Origin of the sequence: Neptuniibacter sp. QD57_21, from assembly GCF_047778075.1 — a bacterium.
Classification (GTDB): Bacteria; Pseudomonadota; Gammaproteobacteria; order Pseudomonadales; family Balneatricaceae; genus Neptuniibacter.
Map to the genome: position 1 here is coordinate 1797735 of NZ_CP180549.1, position 25717 is coordinate 1823451.

The following is a 25717-nucleotide window of genomic DNA, read 5'->3' on the forward strand; positions in this document are numbered from 1 at the left end:
GCCCTCATAAATCTATTTTTATAGATCTTGTAATGGACTAATAACAGCGCGTCCACCACGATTAAGTACATGGGTATAGATCTCAGTGGTTCTTACGTCGCTATGCCCAAGCTGTTCTTGCACCGTTCTTATATCCGCACCGCGTTCTAAGAGGTGTGTTGCAAAACTATGGCGAAGGCTATGGCAGGTTGCGGGTTTGTTTATCCCACTCTTAACGACCGCACGTTTGAATTCGCGTTGCATGGAACGTTCGTGGATGTGGTGCCGGCGAATAGCATTGTTATTACGTTCATCGACTAAGCGTTTCTTTGTTGGAAATAAATATTGCCATGCGAATTCGAAAGGAGCATTTGGATACTTCCTTGCGAGAGCAGGGGCTAGATAACAACCTGACCATTCTTCAGAGACCTTATCTTCTTCCCAGCATAATTTGCTGTATTTAATCTGTTTATGGAGTTCTGTAACACAGAGCTCTGATAAGGTGGTAATTCGCTGTTTGTTTCCTTTTCCTTCATATATGTGAATTGATAGTCTATTAAAATCAATATCTTTGATTCTAATCCGACAAGCTTCCATCAAGCGTAATCCTGAGCCATACATCAGCTTTGCGCATAGAAGATAATCACCATGTAAATGGTGGAAAATTCTCCTTAACTCTTCTTGTGTTAAGACGATAGGTAATTTTTTTGGCTTAGATGCACGTTTAAATGAACCAAGTTGTAGCAGTGATTCGTCCCTACCGAAATATTGTTTGTATAGATAGATAAGTGCATTTAAAGCTGTTCGTTGTGTGGAAGGGGATACTTGTCGAGTTACTGCGAGGTACTCAAGGTAGCGTACGATTTCAGGAACACCTAATTGCTCTGGGTGGGTTCTATTATTGAATCTAATAAAATCTAAAACCCAATGAATATAAGTCTTTTCGGTTCTTTTACTGTAGTTTCTAGCGCGAATATGCTCGCGAAGCGACTGAATGAATGGAGAGGCCATTGTACATCCTTGTACTGGTTTTTTAGTCAGTATTTCATGTGGCGTTTAGTTGTGCAAACATAGAGAAACCAAGGAAGTAGGTTAACCTACCTTAATGGATTGATGAGAATGATTCGTATCAATGGTCATTTTTCAATTTTGATGTGGAAACATGACACTTTGTCGCTTTTCTACAAATTAGCCATTCTGAGATTTTAAATATATGTATTTAATATCAAAAGGTTATGCCTAACTTCTAAAATATTAATATTGAAGATATACGACAAAGTGTCGCCTTTCTACATTTCACTTGTCGTATATTTAGCTGTTATAAATAGGTAAGCATATGGAAGCTTTATACATCATTGTAGCAATAATAATCCTTATGTTAATCCTAGGTGTCTTAGAGCATTTCAGGATGAAACGGTTATCCAATGAGCGTGGGGAAGCGGATATCTGCGAATATGCGAGATCTTTCGAGTACAGAAGTGTCGATACTAAAATTATGAGGGAAGTTTGGAATGAACTTCATCTCTGGCTTGGAAAATACAACGGTAAGCCTTTCCCCATCGAAACCGAAGATACGTTTGATAGTACCTATAATATGGACCCTGATGATCTTGATGATATTTATTTGGCTGTAGCAGAGCGCTTGGGAATTTATACTGATAGCCCTGAGAAAAATCCATATTTTGACAAAGTTACCTCAGTAAAGAATTTGGTGTTGTTTCTGCATCATCAACCAAGATTCAGAAATACATAATAAAAAAGCCACCCGACGTACTCTTTTAGGCTGCTATGAACAATAAACATAAATGCTAGAAATTTTAGAAGCTGTAATCAAAGGCCTCGGTCTTCTTTTAAAGCTCGCTATAGAGGGCGGGGTACTGTTGGATATGAGCCTGTCAGCTACAGGTCGGTATTCTATAAAAGTAGTGTACCCTCCGCATTGGAATAAGCAGGTTCGCTATGGCGATGCGGTAGAGCGTTTAGTTGGGGCTGTTATATGGTGTATTTCGGCTTACGTTCTGTATTCGCTATAAGGCCTTATAAGGTTTCTAGTTGAAAACTTAATTACCCGTCCCGTTAACAGATTTATTCTTCACTTATAATCCGTATACCGACCGTTAAACCTCAACGTTAGTGATTTGGATTTATGTATGCCTCAACATGAACAAGCAACTTGCCCGAAGTGTGACTCAATGTTTGAGTGCAAAGTCGGTAGCTATTTTATTTGTGATTGCAGTGAGATCTACCTAACAAGGGAGCAGGCCGGTTATTTGGCTGAAAGATGGGATGTGTGTTTGTGCTGTAAGTGTCTAAATGAGTTTAAAGAAAGTTGGGATAACATTCCCGATTCTGAAAAATAAACAGAGCCCTTCAGTTTGATAGATTGAAGTGAGAAATATTAAGGAAAAAGATGATCATTAGAGAGATGAAAGAGAGCGATACCGAGGGCGTTAGTCAGGTCTGTTTAGACGCTTTCTTTGACTCGGTTGCTGGATCATTGTCTGATGAAGGGATCGCTACTTTTGCGGCAATATCCTCTGCAGATGCTTTTGCCGAGAGGATGAAAGAAGATAATCGTATGCTCGTCGCAGAAGATAATAACGGTGAAATCTTAGGCGTTATAGAGCTAAAGGAAGGCCGCCATATAGCGATGTTATTTGTTACGCCTAGTCAGCAAAAAGGCGGGATTGGTCGGAGATTACTTACAGCTGTATTGAAATATGCGAGATCAGAGATCGTAACTGTCAGCGCTTCATTACCTTCAGTGCCTGCTTATCGGAAATATGGTTTTGAGCTTAAAGGGGAGGTGGGAGAGTTGTCAGGCTTGGTTTATCAACCTATGGTACTAATGATTAATCAATAGGTTAGGTCTTGTTTTTAATGCTAACAATTACTTCATAAGCCTCTCTGATCTCATTAAATTTCACCTTACAGCCACCTTTATCTGGATGATGTTCTGAGGCTAATTTTCGGTATTGTGTTTTGACCGACTGATAATCGCTGTCTTCAGTTAGACCTAAAACATCGAGAGCATCCTGATAGTGATCTTGATTAAAATAACGGGTCCAAAAACTATCTAGCAGTTTGTTAACCGATTCTTCGTTACTTGATGTGAACTCATCCCAATCCAGATAGTACTCTCTGACTGCTTGATCTGACTCTAGTGTCAATTCGTTTTGATTGCTGATTTCGGTTTTGATAAGTCTGATCTCTAATGCAGAGATAGTCAGCGTTAAGCCTTGATCCCAAAATTTGGATTGTAGGGTATAGAGCGCATTCATAATCAGGAAATGCTGTCTAAACAGGGCCAAGTCACTACCTGAGGGTGCATCTTCCCCGAAATCATCAGCGTTGAGATCTAGAGCTTTTAACAACTCATATTCACTTAAGCTGCTTTCCGACTGTCTAAGGATATCTTCTATGGGAGTTACTAGTGGGTTGCGATGCATAATTCAGTAGTTTTGCTGATGATTAGAGCAGCTTATCGGCGTAGGATGAGGATTACCAGTCGAGAATATTTCATGCATTAAAACGCACGATTGGCTTTTACCCAAGTATTGGTAAGCGTAAAATACTGCCTTGCAGTTTAGTAACCAGGAATAACAAAAATTATGAATCTGGCAGATCAAGTTCAAGCGCTGTACGCAAAGTATGGTGCTTTAAAAGGCATTACTATTGAGATTCATAAGCAGCTCATTGCCATTGCTGTAAAAAATGAAGCGGCTTCGGCCACTGTTTTTTTGCAAGGGGCGCAAGTTGCTGAGTACAGCCGAATAGGGGAGCAGCCTGTTTTATGGCTGAGCCAAGAAAACGATTTTAAAGCCGGTAAGTCTCTGCGCGGTGGAGTACCTATCTGCTGGCCATGGTTTGGGGATCTTTCCAGAAATCCAGATCAAGTTAAAGGCCAAGTTAGCAACGCAGAACCACCTGCACATGGCTTTGTGCGATCTGAGGATTGGGAGCTATTAGCTGTCGATCTGATCGATAGTGAAACGACCCGATTGACACTTCAGCTCGAGGTTTTGCCTACAGAGCTCTGGGCTTTTCCTGCGGTCCTGCGGTTGACAGTTACCGTGGGTACCGAATTAGATTTAGAGCTCAAAGTTAAAAACTTAGGTTCGGATGCCTTTAGTTATACCAGTGCTTTGCACAGTTATCTTCAGATTGGTCATGTCAGTGAGACTGCTATCGAAGGATTGGAAGCTGTTGAGTACATAGATACGCTGGAGGATTGGCAGGTTAAGCAATCTAACACTGCCATTGGCATTTCGGCTGAAACGGATCGTATCTACCCAAATATTCCAGCTCAGGTTGCTATCAAAGATAAGCAGATGCGTCGTCAGATCCTTATGAGTGCTGATAACCTCCCTGATATGGTGGTTTGGAACCCTTGGATCGATAAAAGCAAACGTTTAAGCCATTTTGCTGATAATGACTATGAGAATATGGTCTGCTTAGAAAATGCTTCTGTTCTCGATAATGCGGTTGAACTAGCGCCTGGTAGTGATTCCATTAGCAAAGTTTCGATCCGCTCTGTTCGTCTGTAACCCTATAGATTACAGACGAAGAACACACCCATACTCAGTACGGCTGTCATCAAGGTGTTTTTAGTTAAAAGCATCAGCACGATGGCAGCCAGTGCGCCTATAATATATGGGCTGTCCAAGTTCGTTGTTAGCTTTCCTTCCTGTAAGAATACTAATGGGCCTATAACGGCTGCTAGTACGGCAGGGGCCGAATAGCTGAGCAGCTCTAGAGCCTTATCATTTAGCTTTAGTGGTAAGCGGGGTTCTAAAAAGAGATAGCGACTTGCGAATACAATGATCGCCATAAGCCCGAACAACAGCCAATCATTCATTTTGATCTCCTCGCTGTGCATTTAAAGAAATAACCACTTAACATCCCCAAAATAATTGAGACCAATAAGCCTGCTTGGACCTCATGAGCTTCGCAGTACACCGATACCACCAGAGATACACCTACACAGACCAGATATGAGAGGTTCCTTATCATTGGGATGAGTATGGCGATAAACGTAGCGACAACCGCGAAGTCCAATCCAAGGGTAGTTAGATTGGGTAAAGCTGCGCCTGCGACGATCCCTAGCAGCGTCGCAAAATTCCAGGCGATATAGAAACTTAAGCCGCCACCTAATGCATACCAACGATTAAATATACCGTTATCTTGAGTGCCGTTTACGAAGAGTTCGTCGGTTAACAGGAAGCCGAGTGAACTGCGCCATTTAAGAGGTAGTGCCTGGATATGCTGTCGCATTGCCATGCTATACAGCAGATGTCGTGAGGTAATCAGCAATGTGGTGACGAGTATGCTGAACATAGAAGCGCCGGCTTGTAGCATACCTATAGCAACCAGCTGTGAAGTGCCCGCAAATACAAACAGTGACATGGCCTGAGTTTGCCAAGCGGTTAGACCTGATTCGATCCCGTATGCGCCGACTAATATACCCCAAGGCAGCACAGCGACAATAAGGGGCAACATCGCAACCATACCTTTAAGGAAGGATTGCTTAGGGTTTAATGGAATTATTATCTGACTATTCACTTTCACGCTCTTTCTTATGTTGAGCGATAAAGATAAATATTCAGTGATTGTGAGTCTTGTACGGGATTGCTGCGTGTTTGTAATGCTAGCTTCTTATCTGCCGAGCATATTGACCCGGCGTTACACCGATAGTGCGTTTGAAATGACGGTTAAGATGGCTCTGATCGTGAAAGCCTGCTTTTAAAGCAGCATCTAATAGTGTGTCGCCTTGAGCTATAAAGCGCTTGCTTAGCCGTACACGGGATTGTATTTGATAAGCATGGGGAGGGAGTCCATAGAACTTCTGAAACTGCCGTACCAGATGAAAAGCACTAATGCCCGCAAGTTTGGCTAGATCTTCTAGAGACACATCAGCTTGTGGGTGATCATCGAGGTAGTTTTTTACCAAAGCGACTCGTGATTTAGCATCGGCCTGTTCAGGTATTTCTGTGATGCATTTACCATGACGCTGCATCAACTTGAGTAATGCGTTGTATAGCAGTGTCTCACGTAGCAAGCGGTTATCAGAGTGTTGCAGGTGATATAGGGATAAGCGAAACAAGCCTGCAAGCTCAGGGTCTTTAACAACAGGTTCTGAGAAATAGATTGAGCCGCTGATATTAAGGCCAGCTTCTTTCGCGATACTCGCTAATTGATCTGGTAGAGGATAGATCGCTTTATAAGACCAGCCACCTTCAGCTGCAGAGTGACCATCGTGTACTTCGTCGTGATTAACTAGGATGATAGTGTCTTGTGGCGCAACGTGGTTAGCACCATTTCTTAGGAAGCGCTGAGCACCTTCCTCAATCACGCCTACTGTATAGCCCTCATGGCTATGCCTAGAAAAATTCTGGCGCTCATAGGATGCTTCTAGCATCTCTAATCCGCCAAGTTCATCTTCTATATGGTAGTTAGCGATCTCTTTTTTGCTCATGGCTACATTCTAGCGCAAACCGTATTCCGGTTTTTGTACAAAATTGATCTTTTGCCTGGATAGAGTGGCGATGGAATTGACAATTTATCGATTTAATTAGATCAATTTGACCATAATATCGTGAAGGACGTTTGCAGCAGCATGTAATCTTCGCGATCCATCCATCAAATGGTGGTAGATCTCTCGCTTACACAGCATCTCGGTGGTGACTTCACCTTGGAAGAGTTCTTTTAAGCTGTGCCTATACAGTCTCTCGATACGTCTATGAGCATGTCGGGCAATTTGCGCATCTTTCTCGCTACCAGCAGGATAGGTAGACAGTCCTCCAAAACCTCTCTCTAAGGCTTCGCAACCCGTTAAAAGCTCTTCAAGAATCCTCACCATCTGTTCATCGGGCTCGACGCCTAGATCGAGCATCTCATTTATGGTGCTTTTACAATGTGTGATGATCCAATCTAATGAGGCAATGGCGCGGTAGATATCTTCGCGATCGATAGGAGTAGAAAATGCCCGGTTCAACTGGTGCAAGTTACGAATTTTCAGCGCGTCCGCTTGGTGCTCATCTGCTGCTAATACCTCAGCAAGATAGGGATTAGGGCTTTTCATATATTGATAGAGGTTTCGTATCGTTACCGTTACCAACGTACATTGCTCGGTTAGAAGTAAGAAAAAGTCAGGTGGCGTAGGGACAATCCTATTAAGGAGTTTACGAAAGAGGTTTTGTTTACTCTGATCGCTCATATCCAATCCTTTTCTATATTAAAGCAAGCTTAGTAAGGCTCAGTACGCCATAACTAATAATGGAGACTATGCCAGCACCCGGTATGGTGATTAGCCAAGTGATGCCGATCTCTTTAGCCTTTGTCCATCTAACGGCTTTAGCTCTCTCTGCCGCGCCTATACCCATAATAGATGAGGAAACTACATGGGTGGTCGATACTGGCGCGCCAATCATTGAGGCCAAAAAAATAACGCCTGCAGATGAGGCTTGAGAGTTAAAGGCATGTAGGGGCCTAATTTTGTAGATTGAGAAGGCTAGGGTTCTAACGATTCGCCAGCCGCCCAATAGCGTGCCTAATGTAATAGAGATGGCACAAACTAGGATGACCCAAAATGGCACTACAAATTCCGTGATCTCACCGCTCATTAGTAAGCAGAGGGTTAATACACCCATACTTTTTTGGGCATCATTAGCGCCGTGAGAGAAGGCTAACCCTGCGGTAGTGAACCATTGAGCGCCCCTTAATTCACGATTGATCAAAGGGCTGGCTGCTCGCAATAGATACAGGGTGATTCGTTGCAGTAAAAAGCCTATCCAAAATCCTGCTAAAGGGGATATAAACAGTGCTAGCAGCACCTTAGTAACGCCAGTGATCTGTCCTTGGGCTAATTGTGAAAAACCCCAGAGTACATGTTCTGGCCCGGCTGATACGACAACCGCCCCAACTAAACCACCAACCAATGCGTGTGACGAAGACGAGGGTAGGCCTCTATACCAAGTAAATAGATTCCAAACTGTGGCAGCTAATAAGCCGCAGATCACTAATGAGAGAGATAGATTGTTTGGGAGATCATCTAACGTCACGAATTTACCAATGGTGTTCGCGACAGCCGTACCGCCAAGCATAGGCCCCAAAAAGGTGAATGTGCCTATGACTAAAATAGCTTGTAGAGGTGTCATTGCATGCGAAGCGATCACTGATGCGATCATATTGGATGCATCGTGAAATCCATTGGTGAAATCGAAGACTATAACAATGGCTGTCGCAACTATGAGGAATAGCCCAATTTGATCCATCTAATTTGCTGACTCCCATTAGCTTTAATTTTTGGAGGCTAATAACTTAATAGTAGTCAGGGAATGGATTTATGGATTTGAAAAGGGCAGGAGAAATTAGTGCATGATCAGAAAACCCATTCCCAAAAGTATGGGAACGGGTTTATGAGTTGAAAATTAGGAGAACGCTATACTTTAACAACCCACTTTAGCTTTTTCTCTATAGCTTGAATCATCAGGCCAGCAACGTCTTTACCGGTTGCGCCTTCGATGCCCTCCAAGCCCGGAGAAGAGTTTACCTCTAACAGTAAAGGACCTTTCGCTGAACGAATTATATCTACGCCAGCTACTTTGAGGCCCATGGCCTTAGCAGCTTTAATAGCGATCTTCTTCTCATCTGATGTTGGAACGATAAGGCTCGCTGTACCACCCTGATGGATATTCGCTCTGAATTCGCCAGGTTCAGCTTCACGCTGAATCGAAGCCACAACTTTTCCATCCACTACAAAGCAGCGGATATCTTTGCCGTTGGCTTCTTTTATAAACTCCTGAACGAGAATGTCGGCCTTAAGGCTCTTGAATGCATTAATAACACTCTCTGCGGCTTTCTTGGTTTCAGCGAGTACAACGCCTTTGCCTTGAGTTCCTTCAAGCAACTTAATGATCAGTGGTGCGCCACCAACCATATTAATCAGATCATCCGTTTCGAGCGGTGAGTTAGCAAAGCCCGTGATCGGAATATCAATCTTGCTCTCGAAGAGGAGTTGTAGAGAATGTAGCTTATCGCGAGATTGAGTAATAGCCCCTGCGGTATTTAGACAATACACACCCATAGATTCAAATTGACGTGTCAATGCACAGCCATAGAAGGTCATGCTTGGGCGAATCCGCGGGATAATTGCATCAAGATCGTTTAGTACCTTGCCGCCACGATAATGAACCTCTGGATTTTCAGCATCCATCTTCATGTAGCAGTGCTTGATATTCAGGAACACCATCTCGTGACCGCGCTCTTCACCTGCTTCCATAATCCTACGATTACTGTAGAGATTTGGGTTGCTAGCTAGTACGCCGATTTTCATGCCTTTTTTAGGTGGTTTTTTGCTTAGATAGAGCTCTTTCAACTCATCATCTGCAATATCACCTAAACAAAAAGATTCTTCTGGATCTACAATCAACTTACCCGACATCGCTTCACGGCCTAATAGCATGCGATAGCCCATCGCATCTCGATTGGTCAGGGTAAGTTCAACATCCCAGCTTTGATCGCCAATAGCTAAGCTTGTTTTGATTACATAGCGTTTTTCCGATGTGCCGCTAGAGCTTTTCACACTGCGGCGATCAAATATAGGGGCTTCGCAATGAACTACTGTTTTGCGATTGTCCTGTAATGGGCATACATCAAATCTGACCCAAGCAACGCCATCTCTTTGGAATTGTTGGATATTTAAAGCATGAATTGCAGATGTTTTGGCACCAGAGTCGACTCTGGCTTTAATTGCAGGAACGGCAAGTTGAGGGAACTTGCACCATTCTTCAGCGCCGCAGATATTCTTTTCGATTGTCACTCATTTGATCCTCAATAAAGGCATTTGCCTTGTGGTACATGAGTGCAATTTGACTCCTGTTTTAATCAAGAGACAATCTTTTTTTGCGGGTTTTATATGAAATTTTTTAGACGGTATTAGAGTGGATCTGAAATGAAAAGGGCCTAGTGAAAACTAGCAATGTTTTTCACTTAAGCTGGCAGAAAAATGTAGGAGGCCACCCTGTGGCCGATTTTCTCGCTCAGAGGGCTGAGCTCCTACCCAAAATACAGTTAGGAAAACCTTAAGTGAACGGTACTGTAGTAATGCTATGCCTTAGAGAATTTATTCAGCGGTTAGCTTTTCTAACTGCTTAAACTCTTTGATCCCACTGATCTGGTCTTCCGCGTGGTGGTTTACATATAGAACCGTTGTGTCTCCACTGGCACAGATTTTTTCAATTAACGCCAGTACGAGCTGGCGGTTGATATCGTCGAGGCCTAAGCAAGGCTCATCAAGGATCAACAAAGTAGGGTGCTTAACCATCGCTCGTGCAATAAGCAATAAACGTTGATCACCAAAAGAAAGCTGGTTATATGGCTCGTTGGCACGATCTTCCATACCTAGCAGGGCTAGCCACTGGTCTGCGACTTCTTTCTGCTTATCGGTACTCTTTGTGTACATACCGATACTGTCGTGGAAACCGGAGATAATGACGTTTCTAAGGCTGATGCTTACACGGTATTCCCACTGAAGCGCGGTAGATACATAGCCGATATATTGCTTGATCTGCCAGATGGTTTCGCCGTTACCGCGTTGCATACCGAATACAAAGATATCGTTGGTATAGCATTGCGGATGGTCGCCGGTAATTAGGTTCAGCAAGCAGGTTTTACCGCTGCCGTTAGGGCCGCTTAGTTGCCAGTGTTGGCCCGGCTTTATAGTCCAGTTAAGGCCGTCAATAACTTTTGAATCTGCGTAGGCAATTTTAATATCCGTTAAACGCACCAACGGATCTTCTGGATTCAGTGCTGGTGGACGATCGGATTCATCTGTAGGTGGCACAGATAGATCGGTCGTTTTAAGGTGTAACAGTTGATACAGGTCGTCGTAGGCTTGCTTGTCGTTAATATCAACTGTGTGATGAAGCTCACCTTTGTCGGTATAAGCAACATGGGTGATGAAGTCCGGCATTTCATCAAAACGGTTTAATACCAGAATCATACCCATTGAATCTATCTTGCTTGCTAGCAGGTCGTGCAACAGCTTCATAGAGTCAGCGTCTAGACCATCGAAAGGTTCATCTAGGATGATAAGGTCTGGATTATTCGCTAGGGCGCGAATTAGCATGATCTTACGCGTTTCACCTGTTGAGAGCTTTCTGAAGCTACGATCAAGCATATGTTCTAGTTTGAACATGCTAACAAGTTGATCGAGTAGTTCAGCATCAAATTCTGGGTAGATCGCTTTACCTTCTTCCAGAATTTCTCTTACCGGAGTGCCTTCACTAATAACATCCATGATATCGGCATCGTCTTTCTTAAGCTCTCGGGCAATCAGTTCTGCCTGAGCTTCAAAAGAAACAAGTTCAACATGTTTTGGTAGGCCCGAGATAGTCCCACTGACTTTATCGCCTGCACCGGCCAAGATTGCAGATAGGGCAGACTTACCGGAACCGTTGGTGCCAGTAATCACCCAATGTTGGTTGGGTTCAATTGTCCAATTGATGTTGTTGAGCGTGAAAGACTCACCAAATTCTGCCGTGTAATTCTCAATCTTAATGCTGTTCATAGTCTCTAATATGCGGATCTATCGATTGGGTTTTATAGGGATCTGTTACGGAAAAGGCTTAAATTTAGCTAAAAAAAAGCCAAGGCAAAGCCTTGGCTTTAATTTTCTTACAAGAAAGAAAATGTATAAATATCAGATAATTATACGATCTTCTTCATGTCAGCCATGTGGCCACGTAGCACTTTACCGATCGCTTCAACTGGGTGAGAGCGTAGTGCTTCGTTAACTTCGATTAGACGAGCGTTATCAACGCCAGTATCAGCAAGGTCTAGACCTTTACCGATAACATCAGTTTTGATGCCTTTCATGAAGTCGCCTAGTAGTGGTAGGCAAGCGTGGTTGTATAGGTAGCAGCCGTACTCTGCAGTATCAGAGATAGTTGCGTTCATTTCGTAAAGCTTCTTACGTGCGATTGTGTTAGCAATCAGCGGAGTTTCGTGTAGAGACTCGTAGTAAGCAGATTCAGCGATGATGCCTGCAGCAGTCATAGTTTCGAATGCTAGTTCAACACCCGCTTTAACCATTGCAACCATTAGGATACCGTTGTCGAAGAACTCTTGCTCAGAGATCTCTACGTCGCCTGCTGGAGTCTTCTCGTAGTTAGTCTCAGCAGTTTCTGCACGCCAGCCAAGAAGATTCTTGTCGTCGTTCGCCCAGTCTTCCATCATCACGCGAGAGAAAGTACCGTCGATGATGTCATCTTGGTGCTTGTTGTAAAGCGGACGCATGATAACTTTTAGCTCTTCAGAAAGATCGAATGCTTTGATCTTAGCTGGGTTAGATAGACGGTCTAGCATGTTAGTCACGCCGCCGTATTTAAGCGCTTCAGTAATTGTTTCCCAACCGAACTGGATAAGCTTAGATGCGTAACCAGCGTCGATGCCTTCTTCAACCATTTTGTCGAAGCAAAGGATAGAACCCGTCTGTAGCATACCGCAAAGGATAGTCTGCTCACCCATAAGGTCAGACTTAACTTCAGCGATGAAAGAAGACATTAGAACGCCTGCTTTGTGACCGCCAGTACCTACAGCGTAAGCTTTAGCTAGTGCAAGACCTTCGCCTTTAGGGTCGTTGTCTTCGTGTACAGCGATAAGCGTTGGTACACCGAAACCACGAACGTATTCAGCACGTACTTCAGAACCAGGGCACTTAGGAGCAACCATGATTACTGTTAGGTCGTCACGGATCTGCATGCCTTCTTCAACGATGTTGAAACCGTGAGAGTAAGATAGGCAAGCGCCTTCTTTCATTAGTGGCATTACAGCTTCAACAACAGGTGTGTGCTGCTTATCTGGAGTAAGGTTAAGAACTACATCAGCAGTTGGAATTAGGTCTTCATAAGTACCAACAACGAAACCGTTCTCAGTAGCGTTTTTCCAAGACTGACGCTTTTCTGCGATTGCAGCTGGACGTAGAGCGTAAGAAACGTCTAGACCACTGTCACGCAGGTTAAGACCCTGGTTTAGGCCCTGTGCACCACAACCGATAACAACTAGTTTTTTGCCTTTAAGAGCTTCAACGCCATCGCTGAACTCGTCCATAGACATAAAACGACATTTACCCAGCTGTTCTAGCTGCTCACGCAGTGGAAGCGTGTTGAAATAGTTCTTAGACATTTCTACATTCCGTAATAAATATAAAGTCGGTAAACCGACATGTTTGTTATAGCGCTACTCTAAAAGATAAAGGGTATCGCGTAAAATGATATATATGGTTTGCTCTGTTGCGTTTTGCGCAATGATTAATCCCATACAAAGTGAGGCAATAATAGCGGTTTATTAGCAGGTATCCAGTTTAAATAGATGAAAACTGTTTGAGATGATCAAAAAATGCCTTAACTGTATGTTTAATAAACAGAAAAGGGCTGTTTTGTAATTAATTTTGCATCTGCGTGAAATAGTGCTTGCTAAAGGTTGAGCCGGTCTATACTATTCGCACCACATTGATGCGGGGTGGAGCAGCTTGGTAGCTCGTCGGGCTCATAACCCGAAGGTCGTTGGTTCAAATCCAGCCCCCGCTACCAAACATAGAGAAAACCGATTTAGTTAATTCTAAGTCGGTTTTTTCGTTTATAGGGTATGTAATTTGTATGGAGAAGCTTGGTAGCGCGCCGGGCTCAGGTCTTATAACCCCGGGCGAAGGTCGTTGGTTCAGAAATGATGAAGTCATTACCATCTAGCACGCAGTACGCAGCCTGAAAGGTGGCAATAGCCAATCAATCCAGCCCCCGCTACCAAACATAGAGAAAACCGATTTAGTTAATCCTAAGTCGTTTTTTCGTTTCTATAGCCTAGTTACTTCCCAGATAAATACAGTGGTTGTCGATGAGCTCCCCAATTACCATGACTGTCTTCAAATCTACCAGGTAAAGGTTCGCCACAGCCAACACAGTAGCCTGATTTAAGATTCCACTCTCCTAGTTGATACCAATCGCGTTCAATCAAACGCAGTCCACAATTGTGGCAGTAGGTTGAGCTGCCGGTAGTATCATGAACATTACCCGTATAAACGTACCTCAGCCCGTTTTGCATTGCGATTTTTCTGGCGCGGGTCAACGTAGATGAAGGAGTTCGAGGCTTATCCAACATTTTCCAATCAGGGTGAAAAGCAGAGAAATGCAATGGGACGCAGGGACCAAGGTTGTCGTAAATCCATTGCGTCATTGCATCGATCTCTTCATCACTGTCATTTTCGTCAGGAATTAGCAGTGTAGTTATCTCAAACCAAACTGAGGTTTCGTTATGAAGGTAGAGAAGAGTATCTAGAACGGGAGTGAGGCTAGCGCCACATATCTTTTTGTAAAAACGTTCTGAGAATGCTTTTAAATCAATATTTGCAGCATCCATGTGCTTAAAAAAACGAGGGCGAGCTATATCGGTAATATAACCTGCGCTGACTGCGATAGCGTTAATTTGATATTCATGGCACGCGATAGCAACGTCTTCAGCGTATTCAAGGAAGATAACAGGATCGTTGTAGGTAAAGGCGATAGAGCGGCATAGGTGATTCTGGCAGTATTTTGCTAATTTTTCAGGGTTGGCTGCATCGGCAAGCTTATCCATTTCACGGGCTTTGCTCATGTCCCAGTTTTGACAGAATTTACAGGTGAGGTTACAGCCGGCTGTACCGAAAGATAATACGGGAGTACCCGGTAGGTAATGATTTAGTGGTTTTTTCTCTATGGGATCTATACAAAAGCCGCTTGAGCGTCCGTACGTGTACAGATACATCCGACCACCTTCATTACCACGCACAAAACAGAGACCACGTTGTCCGTCTGATAACTTGCAAAAACGTGGGCATAGATCACATTGAATTTTGTTTTGATCAAGTTCATGCCAGAACCCCACTTCAATGACACTCATACTGGGTTCCTATTTGGGTAATTAATCGGTGATGTTTTTAAAACTTTCGTAACTTATTTCTATACTTGAAGAGTAGGACGGCCCGTGAAAGTTAGCAATCAAACAACCTTCATGCGCTCTTGTTAAATGGGATATACCACGGAGAAGCTTATGAATACTCGTCAGCCAGCCGTGTCCGGTTTGTTTTACCCAGATGATGCTAGAGAATTGGCAAGAGAAGTAGATACTTTATTACGGAAAGAGCAGAGAGAAGTGGTCCCGAACTTAAGGGCTCTAATAGTCCCTCATGCTGGATATATTTATTCAGGAAGTGTCGCAGCCGCAGCTTATAGTTGTATCCCTCATGATTCACCGTTTAAGTACATTTTATTAATCGGGCCAAGCCATCGAGTGGCATTTCAAGGTATGGCGGTTCCTTTGGCTGATCAATTCAATACTCCACTTGGTAACATCGCTATCGCTGCGGATAGAGTCAGCGAATTAGTTGATAAAGGCTTTGTTAGTTACAACGACCTTGCACATACACAAGAACACAGTCTTGAAGTTCAGTTGCCTTTTATTCAACAAATCGATATTCAAGCAGATTTAATTCCTGTTGTCGTTGGAAATGCAACGGCAAGTGAAGTCGGTAAGATAATCATGCCTGCATTACAAGATTCAGAGGTACTCACCGTTATCAGTACGGACTTGAGTCATTACCATTCTTACGTTCAAGCTAAGTTAATTGATGAAAACACCAATAAACGCATTATTGATGGTGATACTGATATCACAGGTGATGAAGCTTGCGGATACATGGGCCTTAATGGTTTGTTATGGGCATTAGCTTCCACTCACTTAAAACCACATCTATTGCAAAGCAGTAACTCTGGAGACAGCGCGGGGGATAAGGCTCGTGTCGTAGGGTACGGAGCTTATGCCATCTATTGAATTTAGTTATGAACAGCAAAAGTTAATGATTGAAATTGTTCAAGATTCAATTGCATCAAAGCTGGAATTACCTTCAAAAAATGAGCCCATAGATTATGATTCAATTTCAAAACTGTCATGGCTTAATAAGCCAACTGCAACATTTGTAACTTTATCTATCAATGGCCAGCTACGAGGTTGTATCGGAACATTAGAAGCACGACGGTCTTTACTTAAAGATCTACAGAGCAATGCAGTTAACGCAGCCTTTTACGATTCTCGTTTTGAACCTGTTCCCGTAAGTGAATTTGATTCCCTTTCAATTCATATCTCTGTTTTAACGCCCCCAGTAGAATTGAGAGTATCAAATGAGGAAGAACTTATTAGTTGCTTAAGGCCGGGAATTGATGGAGTAATAATAGAAGAAGGAAGACATCGAGCAACCTTTCTACCTTCCGTTTGGCAGCAATTGCCTACAGCAAAAAAATTCCTTCAACAGTTGAAGTTAAAAGCTGGTTTACCTAACGATTACTGGAGTGGTCGAATCCATTTTTATATTTATCAAGTGGTAGATGTACTGGATAGAGATTGAAGTGAAATAGGGTATATTAAAACTATCTATACTAGACCAATTGCTAGTCCGATTTGTTTTTGAAGTACTTCCCTAAAGTATCAAGTTAATCAAACAGTTAGTGTTTAAATAAGTAATATATTAATAAGTAAAATTAAAAAAACTTAGTTTTGTAGATATTCGAAGTTGCATCTAGATTAACGACTGCTAATTTTATATTAAGGCTTGAGGTCGAGCCTGGATATGGACAATCGAAACATACACAAACTGGAAATTGTCACGTCTGAAGATCTGGCTATGCCAGTACCTCACAGTTGATTGCGTTTTTTCCTTGGTTCTATAGGGATGCCAAAGGATTAGGAATATAAAATAACGCTCTAACAGTCGCTGTAAGTAGCTTGTGTAGTAACAAACAAGTCCCAAGCTGAGAGTTAGTTTAAACAAAGAGTGCTGACTATATTAGTAAGCAATCCTTATGTGTTTACTTAACTAAGTCAAAACCCTCCATTTTCTGTTCCTCGCAATCTGTTTTTTTACTTATTGAATTTAAATATTGATAGTGAGGATATGTCTCATGAATAAGATATTCAAAGCATGTTGCGGGCTTATATTGATTGTTTTGTCCGCAGCTTCCTATGGCCAAGCTTGGGTGACAGTTCCATCGGGTGTTGGACTAGGAGAAGAGGTTGATGTCACTGCTGGGGGGTTCAGCCCAGATGAAACAGTTTCGGTCACAATTACCTACCCTGATGGTAACAATCACACAGAAGCAAAGGTAGCTAACGCCAATGGCGAGGTTACTCTTGTGCTGATTGCTGATGTGGCAGGTGAGTACAACATCGATGCAACTTCTCAAGCTAACCCTGAAAATGCAGCCTTTCCTGCGATTTTAGTCGTTATAGAGTAGTTGAGGGGGCATTATGAATAAGTGGAATTTTATTAAGAAGTCTACACCACTCTTGGTACTGGCCGTCTCTATGCCATTGCAGGTATTCGCATCTAATTCGTTGATTTATGTGTCAGAAAGGGATGGAGATAAAGAAGTGTTTAAACTTACTTCTGAAGGTAAGCATCTTCGTATGACATCAACGGCAGGGGATGCAATGGAACCGGTTGTCTCACCTGATGGTAAATGGCTTGCGTTTACCTTGTTAGAAAACGGTAATCCCGACATCTATGTAATGAATGTTGAGAAACGACAACCTAGGCTACTTTTTAGTAACCCTGGATTGGATATGTCTCCTGTTTGGTCTCCAGAAAGCGATAAAGTCGTTTTCGTAACAGACAAACCAGATAGTTCATCTATTTTGGCTGTAGATATAAACACAGGTGCCGTAGAACCAATGACGGACAAGAATACAGACGTACAGCCGCTGTTTTCACCTGATGGTCGTTATCTCAGTTTTGTTCGTATTAATGGACGCTCCAAAAACATTTCTGTAATGGATCTACACACTAAAAAAACTGTACAGCTATCAGCAGGTAAGAAGTTTAACGACGGCTCTCTGGCCTGGTCACCGGACGGGAAATACTTAGCGTTTACAACCAAACGAAATAAGAAGTTTTCTCTACGCAGATACGAATTTTCCGGAAGCGAGTTAAATCCGGTTGAAAAAATACTATACGAAGGTGATATCAAAGTTTCAGGGACTAATTGGTCGCCTGATGGTAAGCGGATCACGTTTGTAGGTATACCGTACGGTAAATCCGATAGAGAGGTGTTCACTGTTCAGGCTGATGGATCAGCCATGTTATCTGTTGGTCCTAAAGCAATGGACTCATCACAACCAAGGTGGGATTCAGAAGGGAAAAAAATCACTTTTGTTGGCTACAAAGGTCGAAAGACGCTTTTGTTCAACATAAACCCGGATGGCGGGGATTTAACCCAATTAACTGAAGATTCTATTACCGCACAAAGTCCTCAGTATGTTCGACGCTGATGCTTGGTTGATGACCGTATAAAAAAGGAATTGAATTATGAAACATCACAATTCACAAATTACTGCTTTTAAGATGAAGCTGTTGCCGTTAGCTATGAGTGCTTGTTTGCTACCAAGTGTTGCATCAGCGATAGAGTCAGCCACCTATACCTTGGATGCTGATTTTAGTCAGGGGATATTGAATGGCCTAAATTACGATGTAATAGCTGACCAACTCCAAATTAATGAAAACGCTACAACGTTCCCATTGTTGTGGATAGCAAATGCCTCTGAGGCTTCAGTATCTAAGCTCAATACAGACTCTAATTGTGAAACAGCTCGATATAAAACTTGGTTTGTAGGGGGAGGTAGTCCTTGGGCAGGTGCTGCTCCGTCACGTACAGCGGTAGACGCAGATGGTAATGTCTATGTATCTAACCGACATTTTGACGGTAAACGACCTCTCGTTATGAAAATTCTCAATGACAGTTTTATTGATCGAGATGGCGATGGCCAATTAGATACATCGACTGATGCAAACGGTGATTGCCGTATTACTCCAGATGAAATGATGCCACTAGTAGACTTGAATGGTGATGGCAGATTGTCTAATAACGAGCTTACAGATGAGCGAATTGCTTGGGTGGCAGAGGCTGGAGATCCTGGGAGGTTAGGTCGTAGCCTTTGCATAGGCAATGATGGCAACCTTTGGTTAGGTACATATTATGACAGAAGATATTACAAGCTAAGCTCAGCTGATGGCAGTCTTTTGGCAGGTCCTTACTCTGTAGGCGTTACTCCATATGGCTGTGTTGTAAATAGCAACGGTAAATTATATTCAGCAGGTTTGAGTAATCTGTTAGGTGAGCTTGATACTAATACAGGTACGCAAATTACCCGAAGTCATCATCAATCCTATGGTATCTCTATTGGGAATGACAAAATTTACCTGTCAAATAGGAATGGATATTCATTCTCAGAATTCAATCCTGCTAGCAATACCTTTTCTACACCAACGGGATACACTGGCATTTCTTCACTAGGGATTTCCGTTGATGGTGAAGGCAATATATTAGTTGGTAACCAAAATGGTGGTATGTATAAGTACAAGCCAGATGGGACCTTACTATGGTCAAGTCCCGCACAAGCTGGAACTGGTCATCTACGAGGTGTTGTTGTAGATGCAAATGGCGATGTTTGGGGCGTTCATGTTAACAATAACAATGTTTCTAAATATGATGGCTCTACAGGTGCACATCTAGGTGTATTCCCAGTTGGGGCTGGGCCATATACCTATAGTGATGCTTCAGGTATTGGAGTTCGTAACAGTACACTTCCATCAGGCTTATGGACTTTCGTTCATGATAGTGGTGAAGACGATTCGACTTGGGATGCAATTTCCTGGACTGATCTTCTTCCAGAAGGAACATCAGTAGAGGTTAAAATCAGATCAGCAAACACAGAAGAAGCCCTAGGGGCTGCAGTATATCAAACTGTTAATAATGGGGTGGCTCCAGCAAATGTCATTGGCCGATATGCGCAAGTTCAGGTAAGGCTCGCTGCAAACGAGGCAGGCGACTCACCTGAATTTTATGATCTAACTCTAAATTGGGAATTGGCAGCTCCACCACTGGTACCACCGGTTGTTAGTGTTTCTCCTGATGCTACTTCAATTAATGAAGGTTCAAATTTCAGTGCGAGTGGATCATTCTCGGATCCAGATAACTCCACAGGCTGGTCCGGCACTGTTAATTACGGAGATGGCACAATAGAACCATTAGTAATTAACGAAGCAGCAATGACCTTTAGTCTTTCTCATATCTATGGTGATAATGGTCTTTACACTGTTAGTGTTGAATTGAATGATGCCGACGGTGGATCTGATGGAGAAACTCATGATGTAACAGTCTTTAATGTTGTGCCCATGATTAATCAATTAACTGTCGATCCTCTAGTCAGTGTTAATAGCACGGTTAATTTAGATGTGTCATTTGATGATGATGGTTTCCTTGATACCCATACAACTGAAGTAGATTGGGGTGATGGCACACCTAACGAATTTATCACCGTCGATAATGCAAATAACACTGCTGCAGGTTCCCATGTCTACACTGAACCTGGTGTTTATACTGTCACTGTAACAGTGGCTGACGATGATGGTGCATCTGCTCAGCAAACATACCAGTACGTCGTTGTGTATGATCCAAGTGCTGGCTTTGTTACGGGTGGTGGCTACATCAATTCACCATTAGGGGCATATGTGGCTGATCCAAATATGGTAGGTAAGGCTTCATATGGCTTTGTTGCCAGATACAAAAAAGGTAAGTCTGTACCTGACGGCCAAACGCAGTTCCAGTTCAAGGCTGGTGATCTAAACTTCCATTCGGCGTCTTATGAATGGCTAGTCGTAGCGGGTTCGCGGGCTCAATTTAAGGGCGATGGCACTATTAATGGCGAAGGTGATTATGGCTTCATGCTCACAGCCATAGATGCGGCAATCAATAACAGTATCGATGTGGATCAGTTCCGAATTAAAATTTGGGATAAAGCATCAGGTGCAATTGTTTACGATAACCTGATTGGTGAAGCTGATGATACCGATAGCCTGACTTCCATAGCAGGTGGTAATATCGTAATTCATACCAGTAAGAAAAAATAACTATAAGGACTATCAAACTTTTTAATTAACTTTTAAAGCCCATATCATTTTGTGATATGGGCTTTTTATTTGGGGGGGATTTATGTTGCAGAGATCGCAATCTTGCTCACTGTAATCACTGAAACTTAGAGGTTTATGAGGCTTGTTGATAGTAAAGGGATGTATAAATAAATTCTGCAAGACAACTAGCCTGCACTTCATTGTAAGTTTTATTTTAGTATTAAGGGGCGCTGTATTTAACACGTTTCTATTGAAGCTAATAGTTTAGATAATCATCGCTTTCGTTTTGTCGTTGTTTAAGCTCTGTTGCCGCCGCTGCCAGATTTAGATTAAGCCAATTTAGTTACGCTAAATCGGCTTAACCTGTATGTTAATAAAAGCTTAAATCAAGTTAATACATTTACTAACTTCTCTAGCACTTTCACACCTTTATTAATCTTATTAGTGATTTTATTGATTCTATCGATGTCTTTATTGACTGCGTCTGTAGCTTCTCTAGCTGACTTCGTATGTTCTGCAAGTGCGACTATTGCAGCCATTAGTTGTTCGCTAGCTTCTAGTGCTTCTGCGTCAAATAATTCATCCCTCTTGTCTTTTAGGGATTGGTATTGATCATAGAGCGCCGGTTTAAGTTCATCGTTAGTTTCTAGCTGAAGGAGAATGTAAGTCTCTTCGATTGCCTCTACTGTGAGAGCAATTAACGCATCATTTACCGTTGTCATTGTTATCTTCTCCGTGTCTAGTGATTATCGTCTTTGCAAGTGATCTGGCCTTTATCTAGAACAATGTGAGACTCACAACTAGAATAAAGTGTTTCTAGGGCACTCTGACGATCATTTATTCCTTTTAAGTAGGCAATGGTTGTTCGAAGCTCTTTGACTTGGTTTTCCTCATCCTTGAATACATCAAGGAGTTTGGAGTGTCCTTTTTTGATTAGCTCTAATTGTTTAATGGCCGTTTTAATTTCTTGAGTGATTGTGATTTTTTCTGAATACATTTCATAAATGCGATCCAGTTTTTCTTTTCGCTCTTCGTTACTGCTTCTGGGGCCTCTACTATTGTTGTAATCATTTATTACAACGAGTAATTGTTCATTCCGATGGTCTTTGATCGCTGCTTCAAATTTCCTTGTTTTGATCAACGCTATTGCTTTATCGATCATAATTTGTATTTCGGGGTTTGCAGCAGTGACAATTTTTTCGATATGCTCATTGCGACGTTTCTCTGCACGAGCCTGAAGTATTGAGGCGACGATGCTGGCTATTTGGCTGTTTTTCTCCTTTGAAAACAGGGGCTCCTTATCCGTTAAGGCTTGGTAGTTAGCATCTAGGTTAATTAATGAGCTATTTAGTTGGCCTACAGCAAGCTCTACCTTTTCTTGATTGCCTGCAGTAGACAGTGCGGATAACGATCTGACATAAGCTCCCAAGGCATTATTCATAACAACTAAGGTGTAGAGGGGCTCTGTTTTACCTAACTTCTTCTGTTGAGCTTGGTCTAGATCTAGTGTAGAGATCTTTTGATTTTTATACGCAATCTCTAAGAGCTTTTCTTCAACGGCAGCGTTGTTGTATTCACTAATCAAAGTATTGATTTGCGACTGGGATGTTTGAGTAGTATCTGCGAATGATTGAACATCATTAACTGGGGTGCTTTTGCAGCCTGCAATAGACAGCATCGCAATGGCTACGCTGAGTCGTATCTTGTTCATGGTTCCATCCTATGTTGACTTAACGATTCAAGTACATCGAAGCAACAACTCAAGAGCTCCATCTCTCATCTACGAATGTATATAGATTGTACCTTTAATATTTAAATTACAATGAAATATCTTTTAAGTATTTTTCGTATTTTATGAGGTTTCTGAGTTTCCAGTTTTGTTTTAGCTAGTTGTTGTGAGCTGCCCTGCAGTTATCTTGCATAGAGCTTTGATATTGAACACGATGTGTTACCACAGCTGTAGTGCAGAAAAAATCGTAACTGGATGTTGTGCAATGTTTTTCTCTATACCTACTTAGCTCAACACATTCATAAAGTAGCTTTATGTCAGCTAACTTGCATCGACCTGATGGCGGGGATGTTGGCAATTCGGGTTAATGCATTTACCTTTTGCTTTTTTGAATTGATTCGATTTTTGCTGCTCTAGAGCTAATTTTGAACAAAGGTGTATGTGTTAAATGTTGCCTAGAGAAGGAAATTAGAAAGCTTAATCTTCTTTTCTACACAGCCATCTTTGAAATACTTTATAGTATTAATCTATATAATCAGTATTCGGTAATAGGCTTTCAAATTCCCGTGGTGCTTTAAGTGCCGTAGCAGCAGCTGCTTTCTTCAGCTTTTCCTTAGCCCACATAGACACTTCCGAAGGCTTCATGCCTTTAGAAACCATAGTGCCATCACCTGGTCGGGTGATCTCTACCTGCCCATGTTCGTTTTTGATGTATACACCTTTACCCTCAAGCATGGTTACATCCAGCGCATCTGAAAAAATCATACCTCCCCAGAACTCTGTGCCGCGGACACCAATAGTTGCCAAAGGGGTGTGTATCTCGAATTTAGGCTGTTTTTGTTTACCTATACTGCCTGTCAGCGTCCTGAATGCTCCTTTAAGCATTTTGAAACTGACATCTGAAGTTTGTTTTTTCTTATCAAATTGGTATTTGGATAATTCAAATTGAGTGTTTTCGGCCAGAGATATAGTGGTTTTATCTGCAAGTTTGATTAGGATCTTGCTACCTACAGGAGTGATCAGAACATCTTCTGTAAATAGGGGATCATTCCTTTTGATAAACAGATGTTGATTCTGCCGTTCAACCAAAGGCTTTCCTTGAATTAGGACCACCTTACCAATTTCGTTACTGGCGGCCACCGGGTTGGCAAAGAAGCAGAGTAATAACAGGAATAAGTGTGAAAACTTGGATAGATGTGACATCTAAAAGCTCCATTATCTCTGAGTCAGATTCGCAATGTAACGCATAAAGCACTTAGATTTAATTGTTACAGTAATTCGTCAGATAGCAATCAGAACCACATAAGCTGGCTTTGTAATAAAAGTGCAACATGACCTTATAGTTCCAAGGGACAATTTATTATCTTAATTAGATTGTTTAAATTTTAACCTAACAGATTGATTTCATGAAAGGTTGTAAGATTTTTGTCGTTTTATTGGTTTTTGCAGCTTTTCAACTAAATTTACTCTAAACCGCATAAAATTATAGCGTCTTCTGTATGTGTTACCCTTTGTTAATCCAAAGGAAATTACCAAACAGTTGAGAACGGAATCGTAAACTATGGTCATAATCCCAACTGAGAAAAAATTCGATTGGCGCAGACCACCTTTTGTACTGTTTTTATTGGTTATATTGAATGCGCTGGTGTTTTTCTTCGCTCAAGATAAAGACGAAGAGATGATTAATGATGCACTTAATCGTTACACAGAACTACAGTATTTCGATGCTGAATGGGACATGTACCTTAACTACCTCAAAGAAGATGGGGTAGCCGATAAGCAGATAGTCGAATATCAGAACCTGCATCGATCTGGGAACACGCTTGAGTTAAGTTACTATTTGCTAAGTGACTTAAATTTCTTTGAATACCTGCGCTATAATCAAGTACGTTTTGATGAACCGGGTAGTGGTGATTATTGGCTCAATCGTTCTGAGTTATATGATCTCATTTCGAGTACCACTATTTTTGGTCATGGTTTAAAACCAAAAGCATTTTCGCCTCTTGATTTGGTTACCTACCAGTTTTTGCATGGCAATTTTTTTCACCTGATAGGCAATATATTCTTCTTAGTCATTTTTGGATTTGCAGTTGAGGCTGCCATTGGCCATCTACGCTTTTTGCTCTTTTATTTGCTTGGCGGAATCGCCGGTGGGGTACTTTTCTTATTGGTTAATTCGCAAAGTCCAAGTGCTTTAGTTGGAGCCTCAGGCTCAATTTCTGCAGTTATGGCAATGTATTTAGGTGTTTTCCGTTTTAGGAAGATAGAGTTTTTCTATTGGTTCTTCATCTTTGTTGGCTTCATGCGTGCGCCAGCCTTATGGGTATTAGGACTTTATATTGCCAACGAGCTTTATCAGTTTGCCACTGTGACCGACTCTAACGTCGCTTTTATGGCGCATACGGGTGGGTTTATCGCTGGTGCATTACTGATATTTACGACAATTATGGTTTCCCCAAAAGTCTTGGATGAAGAATACCTAGAAAAAAAGGAAGACCTTGCAGAAGACGTTAAGGCGCGAGATAAGATCTACCATCTGTTAGGTAAATTCTCCTTTAAAACAGCTATTTCAGCCATTGATGAGTTTGAAGAAAAGTACGGTTCTGATTTTGAACTGAGGCGCGTGAAGTATGAAATTCTAAAGGCTCAGCATAACGATGATTATCGATCAGTAGCCTTACAGCTTTTAACTTACGAAAAGCCGACTGCTGAAGAGCTTGATAAGATTGAAGAGCTATGGCACTGCAGTACGTTTGCTCAAGAAGAACTCAAAAATGATGATCTTCTACAACTTGCTTGGAAAATGGCAACGCTATCTAGCCTTAAAACTTCTGAAGAGATTTTTACCATGCTTTATAGCCGTGGGATGAAAACTGAGGAGTTTAGTCATTTAGCTAGGAAGTTATCCGTGGCATTCGGTGAACGGGAGCATGAGGTAAAATGTAAACGTTATGCAACTGCTGCTGATGAGATCTATGAAAGAAGCCGTCGTGGTTTATTTAATTAGTGGTTAGGGC

General features: G+C 42.1%; 25 protein-coding genes, 1 tRNA gene and 1 pseudogene. 12 read left to right on the forward strand and 15 right to left on the reverse strand.

Features of this window, described 5'->3' with window-relative positions:
* Positions 1 to 18 precede the first annotated feature (18 nt).
* Positions 19 to 990, reverse strand: a complete 972-nt coding sequence (locus ACMXYS_RS07995; RefSeq protein WP_415884544.1) for an integron integrase — start codon at positions 988 to 990, stop codon at positions 19 to 21.
* A 325-nt stretch (positions 991 to 1315) separates the two neighbouring features.
* On the opposite strand from ACMXYS_RS07995, the gene ACMXYS_RS08000 reads away from it, so the two are divergent.
* The 4 genes from ACMXYS_RS08000 to ACMXYS_RS08015 all read left to right on the forward strand — a co-directional run bounded on the left by ACMXYS_RS08000 (position 1316) and on the right by ACMXYS_RS08015 (position 2842).
* The gene (locus tag ACMXYS_RS08000; protein ID WP_415898180.1) at positions 1316 to 1732 is read left to right on the forward strand and encodes a hypothetical protein; all 417 of its coding nucleotides are present in this window, start codon (positions 1316 to 1318) and stop codon (positions 1730 to 1732) included.
* A 52-nt stretch (positions 1733 to 1784) separates the two neighbouring features.
* Complete coding sequence (locus ACMXYS_RS08005; protein ID WP_415898181.1) at positions 1785 to 2012, forward strand: hypothetical protein; 228 nt, start codon at positions 1785 to 1787, stop codon at positions 2010 to 2012.
* 159 nt (positions 2013 to 2171) lie between these two features.
* The gene (locus ACMXYS_RS08010) at positions 2172 to 2339 is read left to right on the forward strand and encodes a cysteine-rich CWC family protein (RefSeq protein ID WP_415898242.1); all 168 of its coding nucleotides are present in this window, start codon (positions 2172 to 2174) and stop codon (positions 2337 to 2339) included.
* 50 nt (positions 2340 to 2389) lie between these two features.
* Positions 2390 to 2842, forward strand: a complete 453-nt coding sequence (locus ACMXYS_RS08015; RefSeq protein ID WP_415898182.1) for a GNAT family N-acetyltransferase — start codon at positions 2390 to 2392, stop codon at positions 2840 to 2842.
* Between the two features lies 1 nt (position 2843).
* Here ACMXYS_RS08015 and ACMXYS_RS08020 read toward each other — a convergent pair whose 3' ends face one another.
* Positions 2844 to 3428, reverse strand: a complete 585-nt coding sequence (locus ACMXYS_RS08020; RefSeq protein WP_415898183.1) for a DNA-J related domain-containing protein — start codon at positions 3426 to 3428, stop codon at positions 2844 to 2846.
* A gap of 162 nt (positions 3429 to 3590) precedes the next feature.
* Here ACMXYS_RS08020 and ACMXYS_RS08025 point away from each other — a divergent pair, with 162 nt between their 5' ends.
* The gene (locus tag ACMXYS_RS08025; RefSeq protein WP_415898184.1) at positions 3591 to 4526 is read left to right on the forward strand and encodes a D-hexose-6-phosphate mutarotase; all 936 of its coding nucleotides are present in this window, start codon (positions 3591 to 3593) and stop codon (positions 4524 to 4526) included.
* Positions 4527 to 4528: 2 nt separating this feature from the next.
* Here the strand turns inward: ACMXYS_RS08025 and ACMXYS_RS08030 are convergent, their stop codons facing one another.
* The 9 genes and pseudogenes from ACMXYS_RS08030 to ilvC form a co-directional block, all read right to left on the reverse strand.
* Positions 4529 to 4837, reverse strand: coding sequence for an AzlD domain-containing protein (locus ACMXYS_RS08030; RefSeq protein WP_415898185.1), 309 nt, complete (start codon positions 4835 to 4837; stop codon positions 4529 to 4531).
* Complete coding sequence (locus tag ACMXYS_RS08035; RefSeq protein WP_415898186.1) at positions 4834 to 5541, reverse strand: AzlC family ABC transporter permease; 708 nt, start codon at positions 5539 to 5541, stop codon at positions 4834 to 4836. The genes ACMXYS_RS08030 and ACMXYS_RS08035 overlap by 4 nt, the downstream gene beginning before the upstream one ends.
* A gap of 85 nt (positions 5542 to 5626) precedes the next feature.
* The gene (locus ACMXYS_RS08040; RefSeq protein ID WP_415898187.1) at positions 5627 to 6454 is read right to left on the reverse strand and encodes an AraC family ligand binding domain-containing protein; all 828 of its coding nucleotides are present in this window, start codon (positions 6452 to 6454) and stop codon (positions 5627 to 5629) included.
* Between the two features lie 96 nt (positions 6455 to 6550).
* Positions 6551 to 7195, reverse strand: a complete 645-nt coding sequence (locus tag ACMXYS_RS08045) for a DUF47 domain-containing protein (protein WP_415888050.1) — start codon at positions 7193 to 7195, stop codon at positions 6551 to 6553.
* A 13-nt stretch (positions 7196 to 7208) separates the two neighbouring features.
* Positions 7209 to 8252 (reverse strand): inorganic phosphate transporter, encoded by a 1044-nt coding sequence (locus tag ACMXYS_RS08050; RefSeq protein ID WP_415898188.1) that lies wholly within the window; start codon positions 8250 to 8252, stop codon positions 7209 to 7211.
* Positions 8253 to 8419: 167 nt separating this feature from the next.
* A complete protein-coding gene (gene rimK / locus ACMXYS_RS08055) occupies positions 8420 to 9313 on the reverse strand; it encodes a 30S ribosomal protein S6--L-glutamate ligase (RefSeq protein WP_415898243.1) in 894 nt (297 codons plus the stop codon).
* 129 nt (positions 9314 to 9442) lie between these two features.
* Positions 9443 to 9799, reverse strand: a pseudogene (locus ACMXYS_RS08060) (ATP-dependent zinc protease); the annotation flags it as partial.
* A gap of 303 nt (positions 9800 to 10102) precedes the next feature.
* Complete coding sequence (gene modF / locus ACMXYS_RS08065) at positions 10103 to 11548, reverse strand: molybdate ABC transporter ATP-binding protein ModF (RefSeq protein ID WP_415898189.1); 1446 nt, start codon at positions 11546 to 11548, stop codon at positions 10103 to 10105.
* 140 nt (positions 11549 to 11688) lie between these two features.
* A complete protein-coding gene (ilvC, locus tag ACMXYS_RS08070) occupies positions 11689 to 13164 on the reverse strand; it encodes a ketol-acid reductoisomerase (protein WP_415898190.1) in 1476 nt (491 codons plus the stop codon).
* A 330-nt stretch (positions 13165 to 13494) separates the two neighbouring features.
* Here ilvC and ACMXYS_RS08075 point away from each other — a divergent pair.
* Positions 13495 to 13571, forward strand: a tRNA-Met gene (locus tag ACMXYS_RS08075).
* 271 nt (positions 13572 to 13842) lie between these two features.
* On the opposite strand, the gene amrS is transcribed toward ACMXYS_RS08075, so the two are convergent.
* Entirely contained in the window at positions 13843 to 14913 is a 1071-nt protein-coding gene (gene amrS / locus ACMXYS_RS08080) for an AmmeMemoRadiSam system radical SAM enzyme (RefSeq protein ID WP_415898191.1), read from the reverse strand.
* A 150-nt stretch (positions 14914 to 15063) separates the two neighbouring features.
* Here amrS and amrB point away from each other — a divergent pair, with 150 nt between their 5' ends.
* From amrB to ACMXYS_RS08105, 5 genes are all read left to right on the forward strand, one after another.
* A complete protein-coding gene (gene amrB, locus ACMXYS_RS08085) occupies positions 15064 to 15843 on the forward strand; it encodes an AmmeMemoRadiSam system protein B (RefSeq protein WP_415898192.1) in 780 nt (259 codons plus the stop codon).
* Positions 15830 to 16414 (forward strand): AmmeMemoRadiSam system protein A, encoded by a 585-nt coding sequence (amrA, locus tag ACMXYS_RS08090; protein ID WP_415898193.1) that lies wholly within the window; start codon positions 15830 to 15832, stop codon positions 16412 to 16414. The genes amrB and amrA overlap by 14 nt, the downstream gene beginning before the upstream one ends.
* Positions 16415 to 16967: 553 nt before the next feature.
* A complete protein-coding gene (locus ACMXYS_RS08095) occupies positions 16968 to 17300 on the forward strand; it encodes a hypothetical protein (RefSeq protein ID WP_415891486.1) in 333 nt (110 codons plus the stop codon).
* Between the two features lie 13 nt (positions 17301 to 17313).
* On the forward strand, positions 17314 to 18333 hold the full coding sequence (locus ACMXYS_RS08100; RefSeq protein WP_415898194.1) for a hypothetical protein: 1020 nt from the start codon (positions 17314 to 17316) through the stop codon (positions 18331 to 18333).
* Positions 18334 to 18370: 37 nt separating this feature from the next.
* Positions 18371 to 20971 carry a PKD domain-containing protein gene (locus ACMXYS_RS08105; RefSeq protein WP_415898195.1) on the forward strand — a complete coding sequence of 867 codons (2601 nt, stop codon included), beginning with the start codon at positions 18371 to 18373 and terminating at the stop codon, positions 20969 to 20971.
* Between the two features lie 386 nt (positions 20972 to 21357).
* Here ACMXYS_RS08105 and ACMXYS_RS08110 read toward each other — a convergent pair whose 3' ends face one another.
* The 3 genes from ACMXYS_RS08110 to ACMXYS_RS08120 all read right to left on the reverse strand — a co-directional run bounded on the left by ACMXYS_RS08110 (position 21358) and on the right by ACMXYS_RS08120 (position 23903).
* On the reverse strand, positions 21358 to 21693 hold the full coding sequence (locus ACMXYS_RS08110) for a hypothetical protein (RefSeq protein ID WP_415898196.1): 336 nt from the start codon (positions 21691 to 21693) through the stop codon (positions 21358 to 21360).
* A 17-nt stretch (positions 21694 to 21710) separates the two neighbouring features.
* Entirely contained in the window at positions 21711 to 22682 is a 972-nt protein-coding gene (locus ACMXYS_RS08115) for a hypothetical protein (RefSeq protein WP_415898197.1), read from the reverse strand.
* Positions 22683 to 23222: 540 nt separating this feature from the next.
* Complete coding sequence (locus ACMXYS_RS08120) at positions 23223 to 23903, reverse strand: FecR domain-containing protein (RefSeq protein ID WP_415898198.1); 681 nt, start codon at positions 23901 to 23903, stop codon at positions 23223 to 23225.
* Positions 23904 to 24261: 358 nt separating this feature from the next.
* Here ACMXYS_RS08120 and ACMXYS_RS08125 point away from each other — a divergent pair, with 358 nt between their 5' ends.
* Positions 24262 to 25707, forward strand: coding sequence for a rhomboid family intramembrane serine protease (locus ACMXYS_RS08125; protein ID WP_415898199.1), 1446 nt, complete (start codon positions 24262 to 24264; stop codon positions 25705 to 25707).
* Positions 25708 to 25717: the final 10 nt, after the last annotated feature.

Bases quoted from the DNA above. Each gene is read 5' to 3' on its own strand.
- ACMXYS_RS08105 (WP_415898195.1), top strand. From the start codon at position 18,371: ATGAAACATCACAATTCACAAATTACTGCTTTTAAGATGAAGCTGTTG.
- ACMXYS_RS08000 (WP_415898180.1), top strand. From the start codon at position 1,316: ATGGAAGCTTTATACATCATTGTAGCAATAATAATCCTTATGTTAATC.
- modF (WP_415898189.1), bottom strand. From the start codon at position 11,548: ATGAACAGCATTAAGATTGAGAATTACACGGCAGAATTTGGTGAGTCT.
- ACMXYS_RS08115 (WP_415898197.1), bottom strand. From the start codon at position 22,682: ATGAACAAGATACGACTCAGCGTAGCCATTGCGATGCTGTCTATTGCA.
- amrB (WP_415898192.1), top strand. From the start codon at position 15,064: ATGAATACTCGTCAGCCAGCCGTGTCCGGTTTGTTTTACCCAGATGAT.
- ACMXYS_RS08025 (WP_415898184.1), top strand. From the start codon at position 3,591: ATGAATCTGGCAGATCAAGTTCAAGCGCTGTACGCAAAGTATGGTGCT.
- rimK (WP_415898243.1), bottom strand. From the start codon at position 9,313: ATGAAAATCGGCGTACTAGCTAGCAACCCAAATCTCTACAGTAATCGT.
- ACMXYS_RS08005 (WP_415898181.1), top strand. From the start codon at position 1,785: ATGCTAGAAATTTTAGAAGCTGTAATCAAAGGCCTCGGTCTTCTTTTA.
- ACMXYS_RS08095 (WP_415891486.1), top strand. From the start codon at position 16,968: ATGAATAAGATATTCAAAGCATGTTGCGGGCTTATATTGATTGTTTTG.
- ACMXYS_RS08045 (WP_415888050.1), bottom strand. From the start codon at position 7,195: ATGAGCGATCAGAGTAAACAAAACCTCTTTCGTAAACTCCTTAATAGG.
- ACMXYS_RS08010 (WP_415898242.1), top strand. From the start codon at position 2,172: ATGTTTGAGTGCAAAGTCGGTAGCTATTTTATTTGTGATTGCAGTGAG.
- ACMXYS_RS08030 (WP_415898185.1), bottom strand. From the start codon at position 4,837: ATGAATGATTGGCTGTTGTTCGGGCTTATGGCGATCATTGTATTCGCA.
- ACMXYS_RS08110 (WP_415898196.1), bottom strand. From the start codon at position 21,693: ATGACAACGGTAAATGATGCGTTAATTGCTCTCACAGTAGAGGCAATC.
- ACMXYS_RS07995 (WP_415884544.1), bottom strand. From the start codon at position 990: ATGGCCTCTCCATTCATTCAGTCGCTTCGCGAGCATATTCGCGCTAGA.
- ACMXYS_RS08120 (WP_415898198.1), bottom strand. From the start codon at position 23,903: ATGTCACATCTATCCAAGTTTTCACACTTATTCCTGTTATTACTCTGC.
- ACMXYS_RS08050 (WP_415898188.1), bottom strand. From the start codon at position 8,252: ATGGATCAAATTGGGCTATTCCTCATAGTTGCGACAGCCATTGTTATA.
- amrA (WP_415898193.1), top strand. From the start codon at position 15,830: ATGCCATCTATTGAATTTAGTTATGAACAGCAAAAGTTAATGATTGAA.
- amrS (WP_415898191.1), bottom strand. From the start codon at position 14,913: ATGAGTGTCATTGAAGTGGGGTTCTGGCATGAACTTGATCAAAACAAA.
- ACMXYS_RS08020 (WP_415898183.1), bottom strand. From the start codon at position 3,428: ATGCATCGCAACCCACTAGTAACTCCCATAGAAGATATCCTTAGACAG.
- ACMXYS_RS08100 (WP_415898194.1), top strand. From the start codon at position 17,314: ATGAATAAGTGGAATTTTATTAAGAAGTCTACACCACTCTTGGTACTG.
- ACMXYS_RS08040 (WP_415898187.1), bottom strand. From the start codon at position 6,454: ATGAGCAAAAAAGAGATCGCTAACTACCATATAGAAGATGAACTTGGC.
- ACMXYS_RS08015 (WP_415898182.1), top strand. From the start codon at position 2,390: ATGATCATTAGAGAGATGAAAGAGAGCGATACCGAGGGCGTTAGTCAG.
- ilvC (WP_415898190.1), bottom strand. From the start codon at position 13,164: ATGTCTAAGAACTATTTCAACACGCTTCCACTGCGTGAGCAGCTAGAA.
- ACMXYS_RS08125 (WP_415898199.1), top strand. From the start codon at position 24,262: ATGGTCATAATCCCAACTGAGAAAAAATTCGATTGGCGCAGACCACCT.